General features: G+C 39.8%; 16 protein-coding genes. 12 read left to right on the top strand and 4 right to left on the bottom strand.

Annotated features, from left to right (window positions below; all coding sequences use genetic code 11):
• From ACESOD_RS04955 to ACESOD_RS04945, 3 genes are all read left to right on the top strand, one after another.
• Positions 1-1,440 (top strand): TrkH family potassium uptake protein, encoded by a 1,440-nt coding sequence (locus ACESOD_RS04955; RefSeq protein ID WP_373094360.1) that lies wholly within the window; start codon positions 1-3, stop codon positions 1,438-1,440.
• A gap of 472 nt (positions 1,441-1,912) precedes the next feature.
• The gene (locus ACESOD_RS04950; RefSeq protein WP_373094394.1) at positions 1,913-2,545 is read left to right on the top strand and encodes a hypothetical protein; all 633 of its coding nucleotides are present in this window, start codon (positions 1,913-1,915) and stop codon (positions 2,543-2,545) included.
• Between the two features lie 61 nt (positions 2,546-2,606).
• On the top strand, positions 2,607-3,299 hold the full coding sequence (locus tag ACESOD_RS04945) for a CPBP family intramembrane glutamic endopeptidase (protein ID WP_373094358.1): 693 nt from the start codon (positions 2,607-2,609) through the stop codon (positions 3,297-3,299).
• A gap of 610 nt (positions 3,300-3,909) precedes the next feature.
• Here ACESOD_RS04945 and ACESOD_RS04940 read toward each other — a convergent pair.
• The 3 genes from ACESOD_RS04940 to ACESOD_RS04930 form a co-directional block, all read right to left on the bottom strand.
• Positions 3,910-5,454, bottom strand: a complete 1,545-nt coding sequence (locus ACESOD_RS04940) for a peptide chain release factor 3 (protein WP_001025409.1) — start codon at positions 5,452-5,454, stop codon at positions 3,910-3,912.
• A gap of 207 nt (positions 5,455-5,661) precedes the next feature.
• On the bottom strand, positions 5,662-6,354 hold the full coding sequence (locus ACESOD_RS04935; protein ID WP_373094356.1) for a YwaF family protein: 693 nt from the start codon (positions 6,352-6,354) through the stop codon (positions 5,662-5,664).
• A 34-nt stretch (positions 6,355-6,388) separates the two neighbouring features.
• Positions 6,389-7,063, bottom strand: a complete 675-nt coding sequence (locus ACESOD_RS04930; protein WP_004251928.1) for a YwaF family protein — start codon at positions 7,061-7,063, stop codon at positions 6,389-6,391.
• A gap of 212 nt (positions 7,064-7,275) precedes the next feature.
• Here ACESOD_RS04930 and gatC point away from each other — a divergent pair, with 212 nt between their 5' ends.
• From gatC to nusB, 9 genes are all read left to right on the top strand, one after another.
• Positions 7,276-7,578, top strand: a complete 303-nt coding sequence (gene gatC, locus ACESOD_RS04925) for an Asp-tRNA(Asn)/Glu-tRNA(Gln) amidotransferase subunit GatC (protein ID WP_004251926.1) — start codon at positions 7,276-7,278, stop codon at positions 7,576-7,578.
• Positions 7,578-9,044, top strand: a complete 1,467-nt coding sequence (gatA, locus tag ACESOD_RS04920; RefSeq protein WP_061862717.1) for an Asp-tRNA(Asn)/Glu-tRNA(Gln) amidotransferase subunit GatA — start codon at positions 7,578-7,580, stop codon at positions 9,042-9,044. Before gatC ends, gatA begins: the two co-directional genes overlap by 1 nt.
• Positions 9,044-10,489 carry an Asp-tRNA(Asn)/Glu-tRNA(Gln) amidotransferase subunit GatB gene (gatB, locus tag ACESOD_RS04915; protein WP_373094353.1) on the top strand — a complete coding sequence of 482 codons (1,446 nt, stop codon included), beginning with the start codon at positions 9,044-9,046 and terminating at the stop codon, positions 10,487-10,489. Before gatA ends, gatB begins: the two co-directional genes overlap by 1 nt.
• 51 nt (positions 10,490-10,540) lie before the next feature.
• Positions 10,541-10,933, top strand: a complete 393-nt coding sequence (locus tag ACESOD_RS04910) for a hypothetical protein (RefSeq protein ID WP_373094351.1) — start codon at positions 10,541-10,543, stop codon at positions 10,931-10,933.
• Between the two features lie 50 nt (positions 10,934-10,983).
• The gene (locus ACESOD_RS04905) at positions 10,984-11,940 is read left to right on the top strand and encodes a zinc-ribbon domain-containing transport protein (protein ID WP_373094349.1); all 957 of its coding nucleotides are present in this window, start codon (positions 10,984-10,986) and stop codon (positions 11,938-11,940) included.
• A 9-nt stretch (positions 11,941-11,949) separates the two neighbouring features.
• Positions 11,950-13,077 carry an SPFH domain-containing protein gene (locus ACESOD_RS04900; RefSeq protein WP_373094347.1) on the top strand — a complete coding sequence of 376 codons (1,128 nt, stop codon included), beginning with the start codon at positions 11,950-11,952 and terminating at the stop codon, positions 13,075-13,077.
• Between the two features lie 80 nt (positions 13,078-13,157).
• On the top strand, positions 13,158-13,718 hold the full coding sequence (efp, locus tag ACESOD_RS04895) for an elongation factor P (protein WP_000568646.1): 561 nt from the start codon (positions 13,158-13,160) through the stop codon (positions 13,716-13,718).
• A 28-nt stretch (positions 13,719-13,746) separates the two neighbouring features.
• Positions 13,747-14,136 carry an Asp23/Gls24 family envelope stress response protein gene (locus ACESOD_RS04890; protein WP_049503061.1) on the top strand — a complete coding sequence of 130 codons (390 nt, stop codon included), beginning with the start codon at positions 13,747-13,749 and terminating at the stop codon, positions 14,134-14,136.
• The gene (gene nusB, locus ACESOD_RS04885; RefSeq protein ID WP_049503062.1) at positions 14,129-14,551 is read left to right on the top strand and encodes a transcription antitermination factor NusB; all 423 of its coding nucleotides are present in this window, start codon (positions 14,129-14,131) and stop codon (positions 14,549-14,551) included. Before ACESOD_RS04890 ends, nusB begins: the two co-directional genes overlap by 8 nt.
• A gap of 54 nt (positions 14,552-14,605) precedes the next feature.
• On the opposite strand, the gene ACESOD_RS04880 is transcribed toward nusB, so the two are convergent.
• Positions 14,606-15,331 (bottom strand): CPBP family intramembrane glutamic endopeptidase, encoded by a 726-nt coding sequence (locus ACESOD_RS04880; RefSeq protein WP_373094344.1) that lies wholly within the window; start codon positions 15,329-15,331, stop codon positions 14,606-14,608.
• Positions 15,332-15,683: the final 352 nt, after the last annotated feature.

Below are 15,683 nucleotides of genomic sequence, written 5' to 3'. Positions count from 1 at the left end.
ATGAATAGAAGTATGGTACGATTTCTTCTTGCAAAGCTACTCTTGATCGAGGCTGGTTTACTCTTGGTTCCAGTTAGCATTGCTCTTTATTATCGAGAATCGAGTCAAGTTTTTACAGCTCTTTTTTCTACTATTGCTATACTTGTAGTTTTAGGAGTCATCGGCATTATTAGCAAGCCTAAAAAACAACGTATCTATGCAAAAGAAGGGGTCTTGATTGTTGCTCTCTGTTGGATCCTCTGGTCTTTCTTTGGGGCTCTTCCTTTCGTCTTTTCTGGACAAATCCCCAATCTCATAGATGCCTTCTTTGAAATTAGTTCTGGCTTTACAACGACAGGGGCAACCATCCTCAACGACGTTTCTGTCTTAAGCCGTTCTCTTCTATTTTGGAGGAGTTTTACCCACCTCATCGGAGGGATGGGGGTGCTGGTGTTTGCTTTAGCGATTATGGACAACGCTAAAAATAGTCACCTAGAAGTTATGAAGGCTGAGGTTCCAGGACCAGTATTTGGTAAAGTAGTGTCTAAACTAAAAAATACAGCTCAAATCCTTTATATCCTCTACTTGGCTATGTTTGCACTCTTTGTGGTTATTTATTACCTTGCTGGCATGCCACTCTACGATAGTTTTGTTATCGCTATGGGTACTGCTGGCACTGGTGGTTTCACTGTTTATAATGATGGTATCGCCCACTATCACAGTTCTCTCATTACCTATCTGACAAGTATCGGGGTTTTGATGTTCGGTGTCAATTTCAACCTCTACTACTACCTCATGCTCCGTCGTATCAAGGAATTCTTTTTTGATGAAGAACTTCGAGCATATCTCTTGATTGTAGCCATATCAACTGGCTTAATCACGCTAAACACACTCCACCTCTATAGCGGAGTTTCACAAAGCTTTGAGATGGCCTTCTTCCAAGTATCTAATATCATCACCACTACAGGTTTTGGATATGGAGATATCACGAACTGGCCTTTGTTCTCTCAATACATCTTGCTAATGCTGATGGCAATCGGTGGTTCTGCTGGTTCTACCGCTGGTGGTCTCAAGATCATCCGTGGAGTCATCCTGTCTAAAATTGCTAAAAATCAAGTCTTGTCTACCATATCACCTCACCGTGTGTTAACCCTTCAGGTTAATCAAACGGTTATTGATAAGGATACCCAGCACAAGATTCTGAAGTATTTTGTGGTTTATATCATGATTCTACTCAGTTTGATTTTCATCGTCAGTTTAGATACCAATAATTTAATGATTGTCACAAGTGCTGTTTTCAGTTGCTTTAACAATATCGGTCCTATTTTAGGAACAACTGCAAGTTTCTCAATTTTTAGTCCATTTTCAAAACTTCTACTATCCTTTGCAATGATTGCAGGACGTCTTGAAATCTATCCAATCATACTGCTCTTTATGAAGCGCACTTGGTCTAAACGTTAGAACAATCAAATTCACACCCTATCTCCCCTCTTCAAGGAACCTTTGAAGGGGGATTTTTTAGTTTTATACTCAATGAAAATCAAAGAGCAAACTAGGAAGCGAGCTGCAGGTTGCTCAAAGCACTGCTTTGAGGTTGCAGATAAGAGAGTGGGATAGAAATCGGTAATTCGTTAGAATTCGATTTCGTCGTCCCACCTCCGCACAGTTGAGTAGGGCTGTAAAAGCTGATGAAATCAGCGTGGTAGAGCCCACTCAACCACTGCGTCTTGCTCGACAAGTCATAGACAATTGAGAGACTAGGACTTTTGTCCCAGCCTCACATATATAATCCAAGGCGAAGCTAATGTGGTTTGAAGAGATTTTCGAAGAGTATCAAAAGACAAGTCAGCCTTAAAACATGACAATTGGGAAAATAAACCACTTCACCTCCTATCTTTTAGCTATAATAAGAAAAAAATATAGGGGATACTTTATGGAAAAAGTCATAAAATCAATTCGACTACTCTTATTCTTTGCCTTAATCCAACTGGCATTTTGTAGTTGTATCTTTTGGTCTGGAACCTCTCTGGCCCTCAAACAATCCTGTTTTTATTTTCTACTGGCTTTATTGGGCTTATCTGGGTCTTGTGCCTTTATGCATTATTTATCTAATCACAACCTGAAAAGAGATAGACTGATTGACAGGAGTCGCTTTATCTTTTTATTTTATAGTATGATGATTGTGGTCAATCTCTGCGGGGTTGGGCTGGTTCTATCAGAGACTATCGTTACTGTCAACTTACTTCAAAAAGAAGCTGTAGATCTCATCCTCCCCTCCTTCTTTTTTCTCTTTGGAGTTGATCTCGTCACCTTTCTCCCCTTGAAAAAATGGAGAAGGTTGCAAAAAAATTCCAGTAGCAAGGAAGTGAGATTTTCCATCATCATCATTTCCATTTTAATCTTCCTACGTAATCCAATCACCATTTTATCCATTGCTTTTTATATTGGTCTTGGTGCTCTATTTCTCAGTTTTTTATTCCCCAAAAATTTGAGACAGGAGGTATCATTCTACAGTCATTTGATTCGGGATATTCTATTTGTCGTCTGTACGTTCCTCTTATGGTAACAAATAGAATCCTTGCAATAATTATGTTATAATTAATAAAAATTTTTTAGGAGATACATCAATGAACTTTTTTAAAGATTTTCGTAAGCGACTCGCTTGGTTTGGGATTTTGTTAGTAGCTATCTTTCTATCTCAGACTCCTATGCTAACTCTAGCTATACTAACTAAAATTCAGTTTAATCCAATCTGGTCAACAATTCTTGTGTCCCTTATTTCGATTCTTGTACTTGTTATCTTTTTATACGGAGCCCATAAGAGCAAGTTGCTGGATTTAAAATCTAAACTTCTCACCATTAACGATCTTCCTCGCATTGTCTTTAGCTATCTAGCTATTTATGTTGGAAATCTTGTGGGTGGAATCTGGTTACAACTCGTGAAGCAAACAACAACTGCTAATCAACAAGTAATTAACAATCTTGTTTCTGAAAGCTCTCTGATTAGCAGTTTCTTCCTCATCGTTTTAATCGCACCTATTTGTGAAGAAATCATTTGTCGCGGGATTATTCCTACCAAACTCTTCCAAGGCTACGAAAAGTTTGGCTATGTCATTGGTTGGCTAATCTTCCTCCTTGCACATATGCCTTCTAATCTCCCTTCCTTCTTGATTTATGGTTGGATGTCAGCCGTCCTCACTTGGACTGCTTATCGTACCAGACGTTTGGAAATGTCTATCTCGGTCCATATGTTGCTTAATAGTATCAGCTTCATCTTACTGGCACTCTTCACAATTTTTATGAAAAATTTCGGTATCTAATACCCAACTATCCATTCCTTTAGGCTAGATCAATCGTCCTGGTCTAAGGGATTTTTTTGTTTCACGCAGCACTTTATCTCGGAAGAATTCATTTTTTCTACCATCTTAAAAAATTTTTCTGCATAAATTTTATAGAGTTTAAAAATGGATATCTATACTGAAGTTATTTACCGATTAGCGACCTAAAAAACCTCCTAAGCTCCGTCCCTCAACAGGGCAGAGTTTAGGAATTTTGTTAAAACCAGCCTACAAGAAAAGCCAAGAAGATATTATTCTTGGCTTTTTTAAATAGATTTAAGGTTCCAAAGCAAGTACTTTTTTACTACAACACTGAGTTATTTTATTTGCCAAACGCAGTTAGTAAGACAGGTAGCTAGACCACTTCCTTTCTGTTACGACGGAAAAGCCCACAAATCGAAACTATTCGTGGATTTTGCCTAGTGAAGCGTTTAGGTAAACCGTCTTAGTGGATAGTGTTTATTAGATTACCACACTTAGTTTTACAAATCGATTCCATTTGTAAAACTAAGTTAGTGAGGCAGGTAGGCAAGTCTTATAGAACTTGCCGTAGTCTACTTAGATTGCTTTGCAATCAAGTAGACTTACTGAATCACATCTTTTCCTCTAACTCTACATCCGGATACTTATCTGCAAACCAACGGAGGGCAAAGTCGTTTTCAAAGAGGAAAACAGGCTGGTCAAAGCGGTCTTTGGCAAGGATGTTTCGGCTTGAAGACATACGCTCATCCAGATCTTCAGGTTTGATCCAGCGAACGGTCTTTTTACCCATTGGGCTCATAACCACTTCTGCATTGTACTCATTTTCCATACGATGTTTGAAGACTTCAAACTGCAATTGACCAACGGCACCCAACATATATTCACCTGTTTGGTAGTTGGTATAAAGCTGAATAGCTCCTTCTTGCACCAATTGCTCAATTCCCTTGTGGAAAGATTTTTGTTTCATGACGTTCTTAGCAGAAACTTTCATGAAAATCTCAGGTGTAAAGGTTGGCAGTGGTTCAAACTCAAACTTATTTTTTCCAACAGTTAATGTATCCCCAACCTGATAAGTACCTGTATCGTAAACCCCGATGATATCTCCAGCTACGGCATTAGTGACATTCTCACGACTTTCTGCCATAAACTGAGTAACATTTGACAGCTTAGCTCCCTTACCAGTACGAGGGAGATTAACACTCATACCACGCTCAAATTCACCCGATACGATTCGAACAAAGGCGATACGGTCACGGTGACGAGGGTCCATGTTGGCTTGGATTTTAAAGACAAAGCCTGAGAAATCCTTGTCGTAAGGATCGACAATTTCTCCGTCTGTCTTCTTGTGACCGTGTGGTTCTGGAGCAAACTTGAGGAAGGTTTCTAAGAAAGTCTGCACACCAAAATTAGTCAAGGCTGATCCAAAGAATACCGGAGTCAATTCACCCGCAAGGATGGCTTCTTCTGAGAATTCATTTCCAGCTTCTTGCAAGAGCTCGATGTCATCCTTGACTTGCTCGTAGAATGGGTTGCTAGCAAATAGCTTGTCCCCATCTTCCAGACTAGCAAAACGTTCATCCCCTTTGTAGAGTTCCAAACGTTGGTTATAGAGGTCATAGAGCCCCTCAAAGGCTTTCCCCATTCCGATTGGCCAGTTCATTGGATAACTTGCAATACCCAAGACTTCTTCCAATTCTTGCAAGAGATCTAGTGGTTCACGACCGTCACGGTCTAGCTTGTTCATGAAGGTAAAGACTGGAATGCCACGGTGTTTAACAACCTCAAATAACTTTTTGGTTTGGGCCTCGATACCCTTGGCAGAGTCCACAACCATGACAGCCGCATCCACCGCCATCAATGTACGATAGGTATCTTCTGAGAAATCCTCGTGCCCTGGAGTGTCGAGGATATTGACACGCTTACCATCGTAGTCAAATTGCATCACAGATGACGTTACCGAAATCCCACGTTGTTTCTCGATATCCATCCAGTCAGACTTGGCAAAGTTTCCTGTTTTCTTCCCTTTTACAGTACCTGCCTCACGAATCTCTCCCCCAAAATAGAGCAATTGCTCAGTGATGGTTGTTTTCCCCGCGTCCGGGTGAGAGATGATGGCAAAGGTACGGCGTTTTTTAATTTCTTCTTGAATGTTCATAAGTTCTCTTTCTTTCTACTTTTTTAATAATTTCAATTTATAAGCATTCTTTGTTACATCGGACTCTAAAATTCCTTTCAACACTCCATTATATCGGATTTTAGAGAGTTTTTCAATTGCTTACACAAGAAAAAGCAGGTCAAGATAGTAGACCTGCTCTTCAGATTCTTTTGTTGATTATTTATATCTATCACTCTTAATATCGCTTCACAGATGAATCGTTTCTAGAGCAATTTTCTTTTGCCAACGTTTCTTAAATAAGATATCAAAGAGTACTAGAGCTGCAGATAGAATGATTGAAACCAGAAGATACTTTATCCATATAGGAGCATCTGGGATAAAAGGCGTGGTATTCAAAAGCCCGTAATTCCCACCTGTTACTTGATTAACTCCAACTAGGAAAAGGTTGAGAACAAAAGTGTAGGCGATAATGCGATACTTTTTCAGCAAGGTCTTATCGTAGTGGTTCATAAGATAGACCAAGGAATTGACCAAGAGAGCATAATGCCCAATCAGGAATGAAAAACTGGTAATATGCGGAAAGTCATAGGGATCAAAAACCGGATAGCCCAAAGCAAATACTGCCCCACTAGCCCCCATAAGGGCAAAATACTGCTTGGTTTTCCATTTATCTGGCAAGAAAACTACTGCAAACATGGCCAAACGGCAATGGTAAAGAGGCAGGCTGTTCGAAAACGGAATCCCAAATCCAATATACCAAGTATAGAGCGCTAGCAGTTGCGCTATTTGAATCCACTTAAATAATCGAACAAATTTGGGATTTTTGTAGTAAGTAAGAGAAGCATAAATAGACAAGGCAAGAAGGCCTATCATGACACCGTACCAAAAAATCGGAATAGGCGGTGGTGTGGTTTGGGTTCTTGTAATAAAATGATGCATAAAATCTCCTTAGAATAATTAATTCATTTGTTCGCTAACTATTCTTATGTTTATATTTGACGAGTTGATTGATAAGGACGAGAATACCTGTCATCAAACTGGTTACTATCAAATAGTTAAGCAAACTACCATGATCCCCAATCACAGGGGGCTTGCTCATAAAGCCATAATTCCCTCCTGTTGCAAGATTAGCTAGAAAGATAATAGCATTGACACCAAAGGTAATCTGGCATATTTTCCAAGTATCCCCTTTTTCAACTTTATAATATCTAACAAGATAAATCAAGCAATTTGCTAAGAGGGCCCAGTGGCCGAAAACATTGTTAACCGAGGAAACATGAGGAAAAGGAAAAGGATAGAAGACTGGATAAACTAAAGCCATAATAGAACCAAATACTCCAACCAGGGCAAAATATTGTTTGAAAAAGGTCTTGTTAGGAGCAAAAAGAATCATCCACATAGCCATGCGACTATGGTAAAAAGGGAGAGCCTCTGACAAGGGCAGGCGTGCCGAAATATACCAAGCGTTGATAATGAGCAACTGAATCAATTGACCCCAATACCAAAATTTTCTGTAACCTTTAGATGATGCGAAACGAATCGATAAAACAGCTATGATTACCAAAGAAGTGGGTAATAAGAAGTACCACATCCCCAAATGAGGAGGGACTGTTTTTTTACTGGTAAAAAGTAAATCCCAAATTTTCATATGTCCTCCTTAACTTGTTCGAATCGGTCAATGTCTCCATCTTGTTTGCCGGCTAAAAACCAATGCTGTTCTTGCTTCTATTTTCAACCATTATATCGAATTAAAAACCATTTTTCAATTTCTATTTCTTTTCAACTTAGCTCACCTTATTTATAGGAAAATATGGTAAAATAGAACAGATAAATAATCATCATTTCACGAAAGGATACCAGATGAAAATTACGCAAGAAGAGGTAACTCACGTTGCCAATCTTTCAAAATTAAAATTCTCAGAAGAAGAAACTGCTGAGTTTGCGACAACCTTGTCTAAGATTGTTGATATGGTCGAATTGCTCGGCGAAGTCGACACTACTGGTGTTGAACCAACGACTACCATGGCAGATCGCAAGACCGTTCTTCGCCCAGACGTAGCCGAAGAAGGAACTGACCGTGATCGCTTATTTAAAAATGTACCTGAAAAAGATAACTACTATATCAAGGTACCAGCTATCCTGGATGATGGAGGAGATGCCTAATGACTTTTAACAATAAAACGATTGAAGAGTTGCACAACCTCCTTGTATCTAAGGAAATTTCTGCAACCGAACTAACGCAAGCAACGATTGAAGATATCAAGGCGCGTGAAGAGGCTATCAATGCCTTTGTCACTATCGCTGAAGATCAAGCTCTTGCTCAAGCTAAAGCTATTGACGAAACTGGAATTGACGCTGATAATGTCCTTTCAGGAATTCCGCTAGCTGTTAAGGATAATATCTCTACAGACGGTATCCTAACAACTGCAGCCTCAAAAATGCTTTATAACTACGAGCCAATCTTTGATGCGACAGCTGTTGCCAATGCAAAATCTAAGGGCATGATTGTTGTCGGAAAAACTAACATGGACGAGTTTGCCATGGGTGGATCAGGTGAGACTTCTTACTACGGTGCTACTAAAAATGCTTGGGACCACAGCAAGGTTCCTGGTGGATCATCAAGTGGTTCAGCTGCATCTGTAGCTTCTGGACAAGTCCGTTTATCACTTGGTTCTGATACTGGTGGTTCTATCCGCCAACCTGCTGCCTTTAACGGGATTGTTGGTCTCAAACCAACTTACGGAACAGTTTCACGTTTCGGTCTCATTGCCTTTGGTAGCTCATTAGACCAAATTGGTCCTTTTGCACCAACTGTTAAGGAAAATGCGCTCTTGCTCAATGCTATTGCTAGCGAAGATGCAAAAGACTCTACTTCTGCTCCAGTCCGCATTGCTGACTTTACTTCAAAAATCGGTCAAGACATTAAGGGCATGAAAATTGCTTTGCCTAAGGAATACCTTGGCGAAGGGATTGACCCAGAAGTTAAGGAAACCATTCTGAACGCTGCTAAACACTTTGAAAAACTTGGTGCTATCGTTGAAGAAGTGAGCCTTCCTCACTCTAAATACGGTGTAGCAGTCTACTACATCATCGCTTCATCAGAAGCTTCATCAAACTTACAACGTTTTGACGGTATCCGCTATGGTTTCCGTGCTGAAGACGCTAAAAACTTGGACGAGATTTACGTTAATACTCGCAGCCAAGGATTTGGTGATGAAGTGAAACGTCGTATCATGCTTGGAACTTTCAGCCTTTCATCAGGTTATTACGATGCCTACTACAAGAAGGCTGGTCAAGTTCGTACCCTCATCATCCAAGATTTTGAAAAAGTCTTTGCAGATTACGATCTCATCCTTGGTCCAACAGCTCCAAGCGTGGCCTTTGATTTGGATTCACTCAACCACGATCCAGTTGCCATGTACTTGGCTGACCTCTTGACCATCCCAGTCAACTTGGCTGGACTTCCAGGAATTTCAATTCCTGCAGGATTTGCCCAAGGTCTACCTGTCGGGCTCCAATTGATTGGTCCTAAATACTCAGAAGAGACTATCTACCAAGCTGCTGCTGCTTTTGAAGCAACAACAGACTACCACAAACAACAACCCGTGATTTTTGGAGGTGATAACTAATGAACTTTGAAACAGTCATTGGACTTGAAGTCCACGTAGAGCTCAACACCAATTCAAAAATCTTCTCACCTACTTCTGCCCACTTCGGAAATGACCAAAATGCCAACACAAATGTGATTGACTGGTCTTTCCCTGGCGTACTGCCAGTTCTCAATAAGGGTGTTGTCGATGCTGGTATCAAGGCAGCTCTTGCCCTCAACATGGACATCCATAAGAAGATGCACTTTGATCGCAAAAACTACTTCTATCCTGATAATCCTAAAGCCTATCAAATTTCCCAGTTTGATGAACCAATTGGTTACAATGGATGGATTGAAGTTGAGCTAGAAGACGGTACAACTAAAAAAATCGGTATTGAACGCGCTCACCTAGAAGAAGACGCTGGTAAGAACACCCACAGTACAGATGGTTTCTCTTATGTCGACCTTAATCGTCAAGGCGTGCCATTGATTGAGATTGTATCTGAAGCCGACATGCGCTCACCAGAAGAAGCCTACGCTTATCTAACAGCCCTCAAGGAAGTGATCCAATACGCTGGTATCTCTGACGTTAAGATGGAAGAAGGTTCTATGCGTGTAGATGCCAACATCTCCCTTCGTCCTTATGGTCAAGAGAAATTTGGTACCAAAACTGAGTTGAAAAACCTTAACTCCTTCTCAAACGTTCGCAAGGGTCTTGAATACGAAGTACAACGTCAGGCTGAAATCCTTCGCTCTGGTGGTCAAATCCGCCAAGAAACACGTCGTTACGATGAAGCCAACAAAGCAACCATCCTCATGCGTGTCAAGGAAGGTGCTGCAGACTACCGCTACTTCCCAGAACCTGACCTACCACTCTTTGAAATCTCAGATGAATGGATCGAAGAAATGCGTACTGAATTGCCAGAGTTTCCAAAAGAACGCCGTGCTCGCTACGTATCTCAACTTGGTCTATCAGACTACGATGCTATCCAGTTGACTGCCAATAAAGTCACTTCTGATTTCTTTGAAAAAGCTGTCGCCCTCGGTGGTGATGCTAAACAAGTTTCTAACTGGCTCCAAGGTGAAGTCGCTCAATTCTTGAACGCCGAAGGTAAGACACTGGAACAAATCGAATTGACACCTGAAAACTTGGTTGAAATGATTGCTATCATCGAAGATGGTACGATTTCATCTAAGATTGCCAAGAAAGTCTTTGTTCACCTAGCTAAAAATGGTGGTGGAGCACGTGAATACGTTGAAAAAGCAGGTATGGTTCAAATCTCAGATCCCGATGTCTTGATTCCAATCATCCACCAAGTCTTTGCCGATAACGAAGCCGCTGTTGCCGACTTCAAGTCAGGAAAACGTAACGCTGACAAGGCCTTCACAGGATTCCTCATGAAAGCAACCAAAGGCCAAGCCAACCCACAAGTCGCCCTCAAGCTACTTGCCCAAGAATTGGCGAAGTTGAAAGAGAACGAGTAAATATACTTTTGTTAATAGACTTTTCCACTAAAAAATAGAAAAGGAGAATAAATGAACAAATTTTTACGAGTACTATTTATTTTAGTTATTGTCGCCATGTTGGGTGCTTCTATTCTACAAATCTTTCTCCCATCATATATGGGAGAGCATTCTGGTTACGGTATTTCTGCAGGATGGCAAAGAGAAATTGGAATTTGGAATCTAGCTGTCTTAATTATTATTCTTGCCGTTAATATTAAGTACGATTGGTTTTACCTGAGAATTGCCCTTCTTGCCCTCATTATTGGTGGTATAGGAATAGGAACAAATCATTTGTTAAATTTTATTGAATATCATTCTCCTGTTAATGCGATTGGCGCTATCGAGAATTATATACTCGTATTTGGTTGGATTATAGGGTGGTTTATTGAAAATAAAACTATAAAACTCCAAAAATCTTTTTAGACATAAAATTTGGCAAAAACTGTTTTTGTACTCACATAGTTAGGAGACATATGAAAAAGTTATATACTCTTCTCGCCACTTGTTTATTGTTGTTCTTCTTCACACCATTTAACTCAATTGATGCTGGAGTTGGCCATTCGCGAAGTGGTAGCTCTAGCCGAAGTAGTTCAAGAAGTAGCAGCCGCAGTAGCTCAAGTCGTAGCTCTTCTTATAGAAGTAGTAATCGCTCTGGAAGCAGCTCCTCTAGTTCAGGTGGCTCTTTAGGTACTGGTATGAACATGCTTATCATGTTTGGTGTCGGAGGATTCTTACTCTACATGTTCATCAAATATCTAAACGACCTGAATTCATCTTCTGGCAAGTCTTACGGTAGTTCAACTGGATATAATCCACCTAGCCATCGCCGAGCAGAACACAACACACTAGCTGTTAGTCGTATCAAATATGGTGATCCAAACTTTGATGCTGATGCCTTCGCTTCATGGGTTAAAGAAGTCTATATTCAGTTACAGGCAGCCTGGACTAAAAAGGATTGGAATTTGGTTCGTTCTCTCGAAAGTACTAGTCTCTATTCCCAACATAGTACTCAACTCGAAGATCATATTCGGGCAAAAACAACCAATGTCTTAGAAAAAGTCTATGTTGAAAATATCCGCATCAAAGATTTCTATGAAAATCCTGATGGTAACGATACCCTTGTTGTTATCTTGTCATCTACACTCAGAGACTATGTTATCGATGATGAGACTCGTAAGGTTATCGAAGGAGACCCTCAACAAGATCTATTTACAGTTTATCAAATGAACTTTATCCGCAAACATGGTAGCCAAACCGAAAACAATGTTCAAGATGAGGCTGTTAGCGACCACTGTCCAAACTGTGGCGCTCCACTTAAAATCTCAGCTATTAGCCAATGTGAATACTGCGGAGCTGATCTCACACGTAGTCCAAACCAATGGGTACTCGATACCTACGATGTTGTGGATGAAGACGAACTTTATAATTAGGAGGAAATTATGGGATTTATTCGTGCCGCCCTATCTTCAGGGCTTAATAGTTTCAACGATAGCAAATTTAAAGAAGCGATCGTACTTCCAAATAACCTAACAGCAGATGCTTTGGCCATTAAAGGTCAACTTCTTTCAAAAGATCCAGACGGCAAATCTAGACAAAGCAATCAAAACACTGGACTACTAACAGATGGTAGTGTCGTTATTGTTCCTCAAGGCTATGTCGCTATTCTAGTGAACAACGGTACCTTCCTTGGAGATGTCTTAGAAGCTGGTAGCCACGAATGGCGTTCAGGAGATAATGCCTGGCTTCTTGAAAAAGGTGGCCTAAAGGGTACTTGGGAAAACTTCAAAAACCGCTTCTCATTTGGTGGTCAAGTCATTACCCAACAAGAAATCATCTTTATTCGTATGCAACCCGTTGCCGGAAATAAATTCGGTACACAAAATGCTGTAGAATACTTCAGTGAACGTTATCAACAACTGCTCAACATCCGTTTCTATGGCTTGTTTGATATCAAAGTTGCTGATCCAGTCCTATTCTATGTTAGCTCCATCAGTCAACAAATTGAAGACCATAAAGCCTTTACATTACAAAATGTAGCTCAAGGAACACTCCGACAAAATATCGCACCAAAGATTGCCATTGCAATTGCTAAATTTACCAATGAAAACAAGGTAGATATCTATAGCCTTAATGCCAATCAAGATACTTTCAATGAGCTAGCTAAACAAGAAGTTAATAAGGTATGGGTTGGACTTTATGGGATTGAAACAACCAACATCCTGCTTGAAGATTTGAGCTATGATCAAGAAAGCTTAGATATTGTCCGTAAGCTTGATAGCGAGCTTGTCGCTATGAAGTACAATACGATTGAGATTGAAGAACGTCGTGCTCGTAATGAAGCTCTCATCGCTGCTGCTAACAATGAAGGCAATGGCAATGGTATGAACATGATTATGGGAATGAACCTAGGACAAACACTTGGTGGTCAACTCAACCAACAAGCCCAAACTCAAGCCCCTGTTCAAAATAACGGGCAAACTGCAAGCAAGAACTTTTACATCGAGGTAGACGGTAAGTATGTTCTCGTAACCAAAGATGAAGAAGGAAATATCGTACCAGTCAACTAATTCAAGCTCATCTGATATTTGAGAATTATTGCATTTTATGGTACAATAAAGAGTAAACTATTTATTAAAGAGGTAAAATCATGATTGAAGCAAGTAAACTAAAGGCTGGTATGACTTTTGAAACAGCTGAAGGAAAATTGATCCGCGTTTTGGAAGCTAGCCACCACAAACCAGGTAAAGGAAACACGATCATGCGTATGAAATTGCGTGATGTCCGCACTGGTTCAACTTTTGAAACAAGCTACCGCCCAGAAGAAAAATTTGAGCAAGCGATCATCGAAACAGTTCCAGCTCAATACTTGTACAAAATGGACGACACAGCTTACTTCATGAACACAGAAACTTACGACCAATACGAAATTCCTGTTGTGAATGTTGAAAACGAATTGCTTTACATCCTTGAAAACTCAGATGTAAAAATCCAATTCTACGGAACTGAAGTAATCGGTGTAACTGTACCAACTACTGTTGAATTGACAGTTGCTGAAACACAACCATCTATCAAAGGTGCTACTGTTACCGGTTCTGGTAAACCAGCAACAATGGAAACTGGTCTTGTCGTAAACGTTCCAGACTTCATCGAAGCAGGTCAAAAATTGATTATCAACACTGCAGAAGGAACTTACGTTTCTCGCGCCTAATCTCTAGAAACTAGAAAGAGGTCATTCTATGGGAATTGAAGAACAACTTGGCGAAATCGTCATCGCCCCACGTGTACTTGAAAAAATCATTGCTATTGCAACTGCGAAAGTTGAAGGAGTACACTCTTTTTCAAACAAATCAGTATCTGACACCCTTTCAAAACTTTCTCTTGGTCGTGGCGTATATCTAAAAGAAGCAAACGATGAGCTCACAGCTGATATCTACCTCTACCTAGAGTACGGTGTCAAAGTTCCTAAGGTTGCTATGGCTATCCAGAAAGCTGTTAAGGATGCTGTCCGTAACATGGCTGATGTTGAAATCTCTGCTGTCAACATTCACGTTGCAGGTATCGTTCCAGATAAAACACCAAAACCAGAATTGAAAGACTTATTCGACGAGGACTTCCTCAATGACTAGTCCATTATTAGAATCTAGACGTGAACTACGTAAGTGTGCCTTCCAAGCCTTGATGAGTCTTGAATTTGGTTCAGATCTAGAAACTGCTTGTCGCTTCGCCTACACACATGATCGCGAAGATACAGACGTACAACTTCCTAACTTCCTTGTAGAGCTCGTTTCTGGTGTCCAAGCTAAAAAGGATGATCTGGACAAACAAATTACTCAACATTTGAAAACCGGTTGGACCATCGATCGTCTGACTTTGGTAGAAAAGAATTTACTACGCCTAGGAGTTTTTGAAATCACTTCATTTGATACTCCTCAACTCGTAGCTGTTAACGAAGCTATTGAACTTGCTAAGAGCTTTTCAGATCAAAAGTCAGCCCGTTTCATCAATGGACTCCTTAGTCAATTTGTGACAGAAGAAGATTAAATAATATAGAAAAAGTGTTTGACAATTATCAAACACTTTTTTCTTTGCCTTCCACTATCTAAAAAAGTGGTAATAGACATAATTATAAACAAATATCCAGATGGGTTTTACATAAATGAGAAAATTGAAAAAACTATGGCATAGGATGGTAATTTTTAAGTTCTTTGTCCAACGGTAGACCAGAGCATAGAAGAGACCGCCTAAACTATAAATGATCAAACTGATAGGATCTCGGTGAGTTAGGATCAAATGACTAAGTCCAAAGATAAGAGCAGATAGGATAACATCCAGATAGTACTTGGACTGGGGGAAAAAGGTATTCATAAAATACCCTCTATCAACCAGTTCCTCCAATATAGGTCCGACGACTACTGTTAAACTAAAACTGAGAACAGTTGATAGAAAAGTTGGTTGCCCATTGGAGTATAGAATCGAAAGAATGTCTTGAAAGATATACTTGTTATCAATTAAGTGATGAAACTGTAACTGAAAAGCATCCACCAATTGACGATCAAAATAAGTAGCCACTAGACCAACTACAAGGTAAAAGAATCTTGACTTCTTAGAACCCTTTTTTTCAAAAATATAGAGCATCTCTTTCTTTTTGAGCCAGTAGATAAATAATAGCAAAAGAGCTATTACTTCAACTGTTGAAAAGATAGAATAGCCATCTATCCCCCATCCTAAAAACTTAGTCAGATGCACAATCCCTAACTCTGGTAGATAAACCGATAAGAATACCAGTAAGATAAAGACTCCCAAATGCCCTAGTTTTTTCATACTCACTCCTAAAAAATTACCTTGATGGAGGGAAAGAATAACAACCCCCTATTCAGTTTATCAGTTATATACTGACCAAACACAGCATAAAATCTATAAAAACTTATACTCTTCGAAAATCAAATTCAAACCACGTCAGCTTCACCTTGCCGTACTCAAGTACAGCCTTCGGCTAGCTTCCTAGTTTGCTCTTTGATTTTCATTGAGTATTAATCTATTCTCTGTAGCACTTATAGATTATCATTCCTTATTATATAATATACATCTTTTTTTATGACTCTCAGTTCTATTTCCTCAACTGTCAATTTTTAATCCTGAAATGAATTTTTGAGAGAAACCAAAAAGCTAGAAC

The sequence above is a fragment of the Streptococcus oralis genome, assembly GCF_964238205.1.
Taxonomy (GTDB): Bacteria; Bacillota; Bacilli; order Lactobacillales; family Streptococcaceae; genus Streptococcus; species Streptococcus oralis_CZ.
This window is presented reverse-complemented; position numbering and strand designations above follow the sequence as displayed.

Excerpts from the sequence above, each read along its gene's own strand:
- ACESOD_RS04955 (WP_373094360.1), top strand. The coding sequence starts at position 1 with ATGAATAGAAGTATGGTACGATTTCTTCTTGCAAAGCTACTCTTGATC.
- ACESOD_RS04935 (WP_373094356.1), bottom strand. The coding sequence starts at position 6,354 with ATGCATCATTTTATTACAAGAACCCAAACCACACCACCGCCTATTCCG.
- ACESOD_RS04940 (WP_001025409.1), bottom strand. The coding sequence starts at position 5,454 with ATGAACATTCAAGAAGAAATTAAAAAACGCCGTACCTTTGCCATCATC.
- efp (WP_000568646.1), top strand. The coding sequence starts at position 13,158 with ATGATTGAAGCAAGTAAACTAAAGGCTGGTATGACTTTTGAAACAGCT.
- gatA (WP_061862717.1), top strand. The coding sequence starts at position 7,578 with ATGACTTTTAACAATAAAACGATTGAAGAGTTGCACAACCTCCTTGTA.
- ACESOD_RS04880 (WP_373094344.1), bottom strand. The coding sequence starts at position 15,331 with ATGAAAAAACTAGGGCATTTGGGAGTCTTTATCTTACTGGTATTCTTA.
- gatB (WP_373094353.1), top strand. The coding sequence starts at position 9,044 with ATGAACTTTGAAACAGTCATTGGACTTGAAGTCCACGTAGAGCTCAAC.
- nusB (WP_049503062.1), top strand. The coding sequence starts at position 14,129 with ATGACTAGTCCATTATTAGAATCTAGACGTGAACTACGTAAGTGTGCC.
- ACESOD_RS04900 (WP_373094347.1), top strand. The coding sequence starts at position 11,950 with ATGGGATTTATTCGTGCCGCCCTATCTTCAGGGCTTAATAGTTTCAAC.
- ACESOD_RS04930 (WP_004251928.1), bottom strand. The coding sequence starts at position 7,063 with ATGAAAATTTGGGATTTACTTTTTACCAGTAAAAAAACAGTCCCTCCT.
- ACESOD_RS04950 (WP_373094394.1), top strand. The coding sequence starts at position 1,913 with ATGGAAAAAGTCATAAAATCAATTCGACTACTCTTATTCTTTGCCTTA.
- ACESOD_RS04945 (WP_373094358.1), top strand. The coding sequence starts at position 2,607 with ATGAACTTTTTTAAAGATTTTCGTAAGCGACTCGCTTGGTTTGGGATT.
- gatC (WP_004251926.1), top strand. The coding sequence starts at position 7,276 with ATGAAAATTACGCAAGAAGAGGTAACTCACGTTGCCAATCTTTCAAAA.
- ACESOD_RS04905 (WP_373094349.1), top strand. The coding sequence starts at position 10,984 with ATGAAAAAGTTATATACTCTTCTCGCCACTTGTTTATTGTTGTTCTTC.
- ACESOD_RS04890 (WP_049503061.1), top strand. The coding sequence starts at position 13,747 with ATGGGAATTGAAGAACAACTTGGCGAAATCGTCATCGCCCCACGTGTA.
- ACESOD_RS04910 (WP_373094351.1), top strand. The coding sequence starts at position 10,541 with ATGAACAAATTTTTACGAGTACTATTTATTTTAGTTATTGTCGCCATG.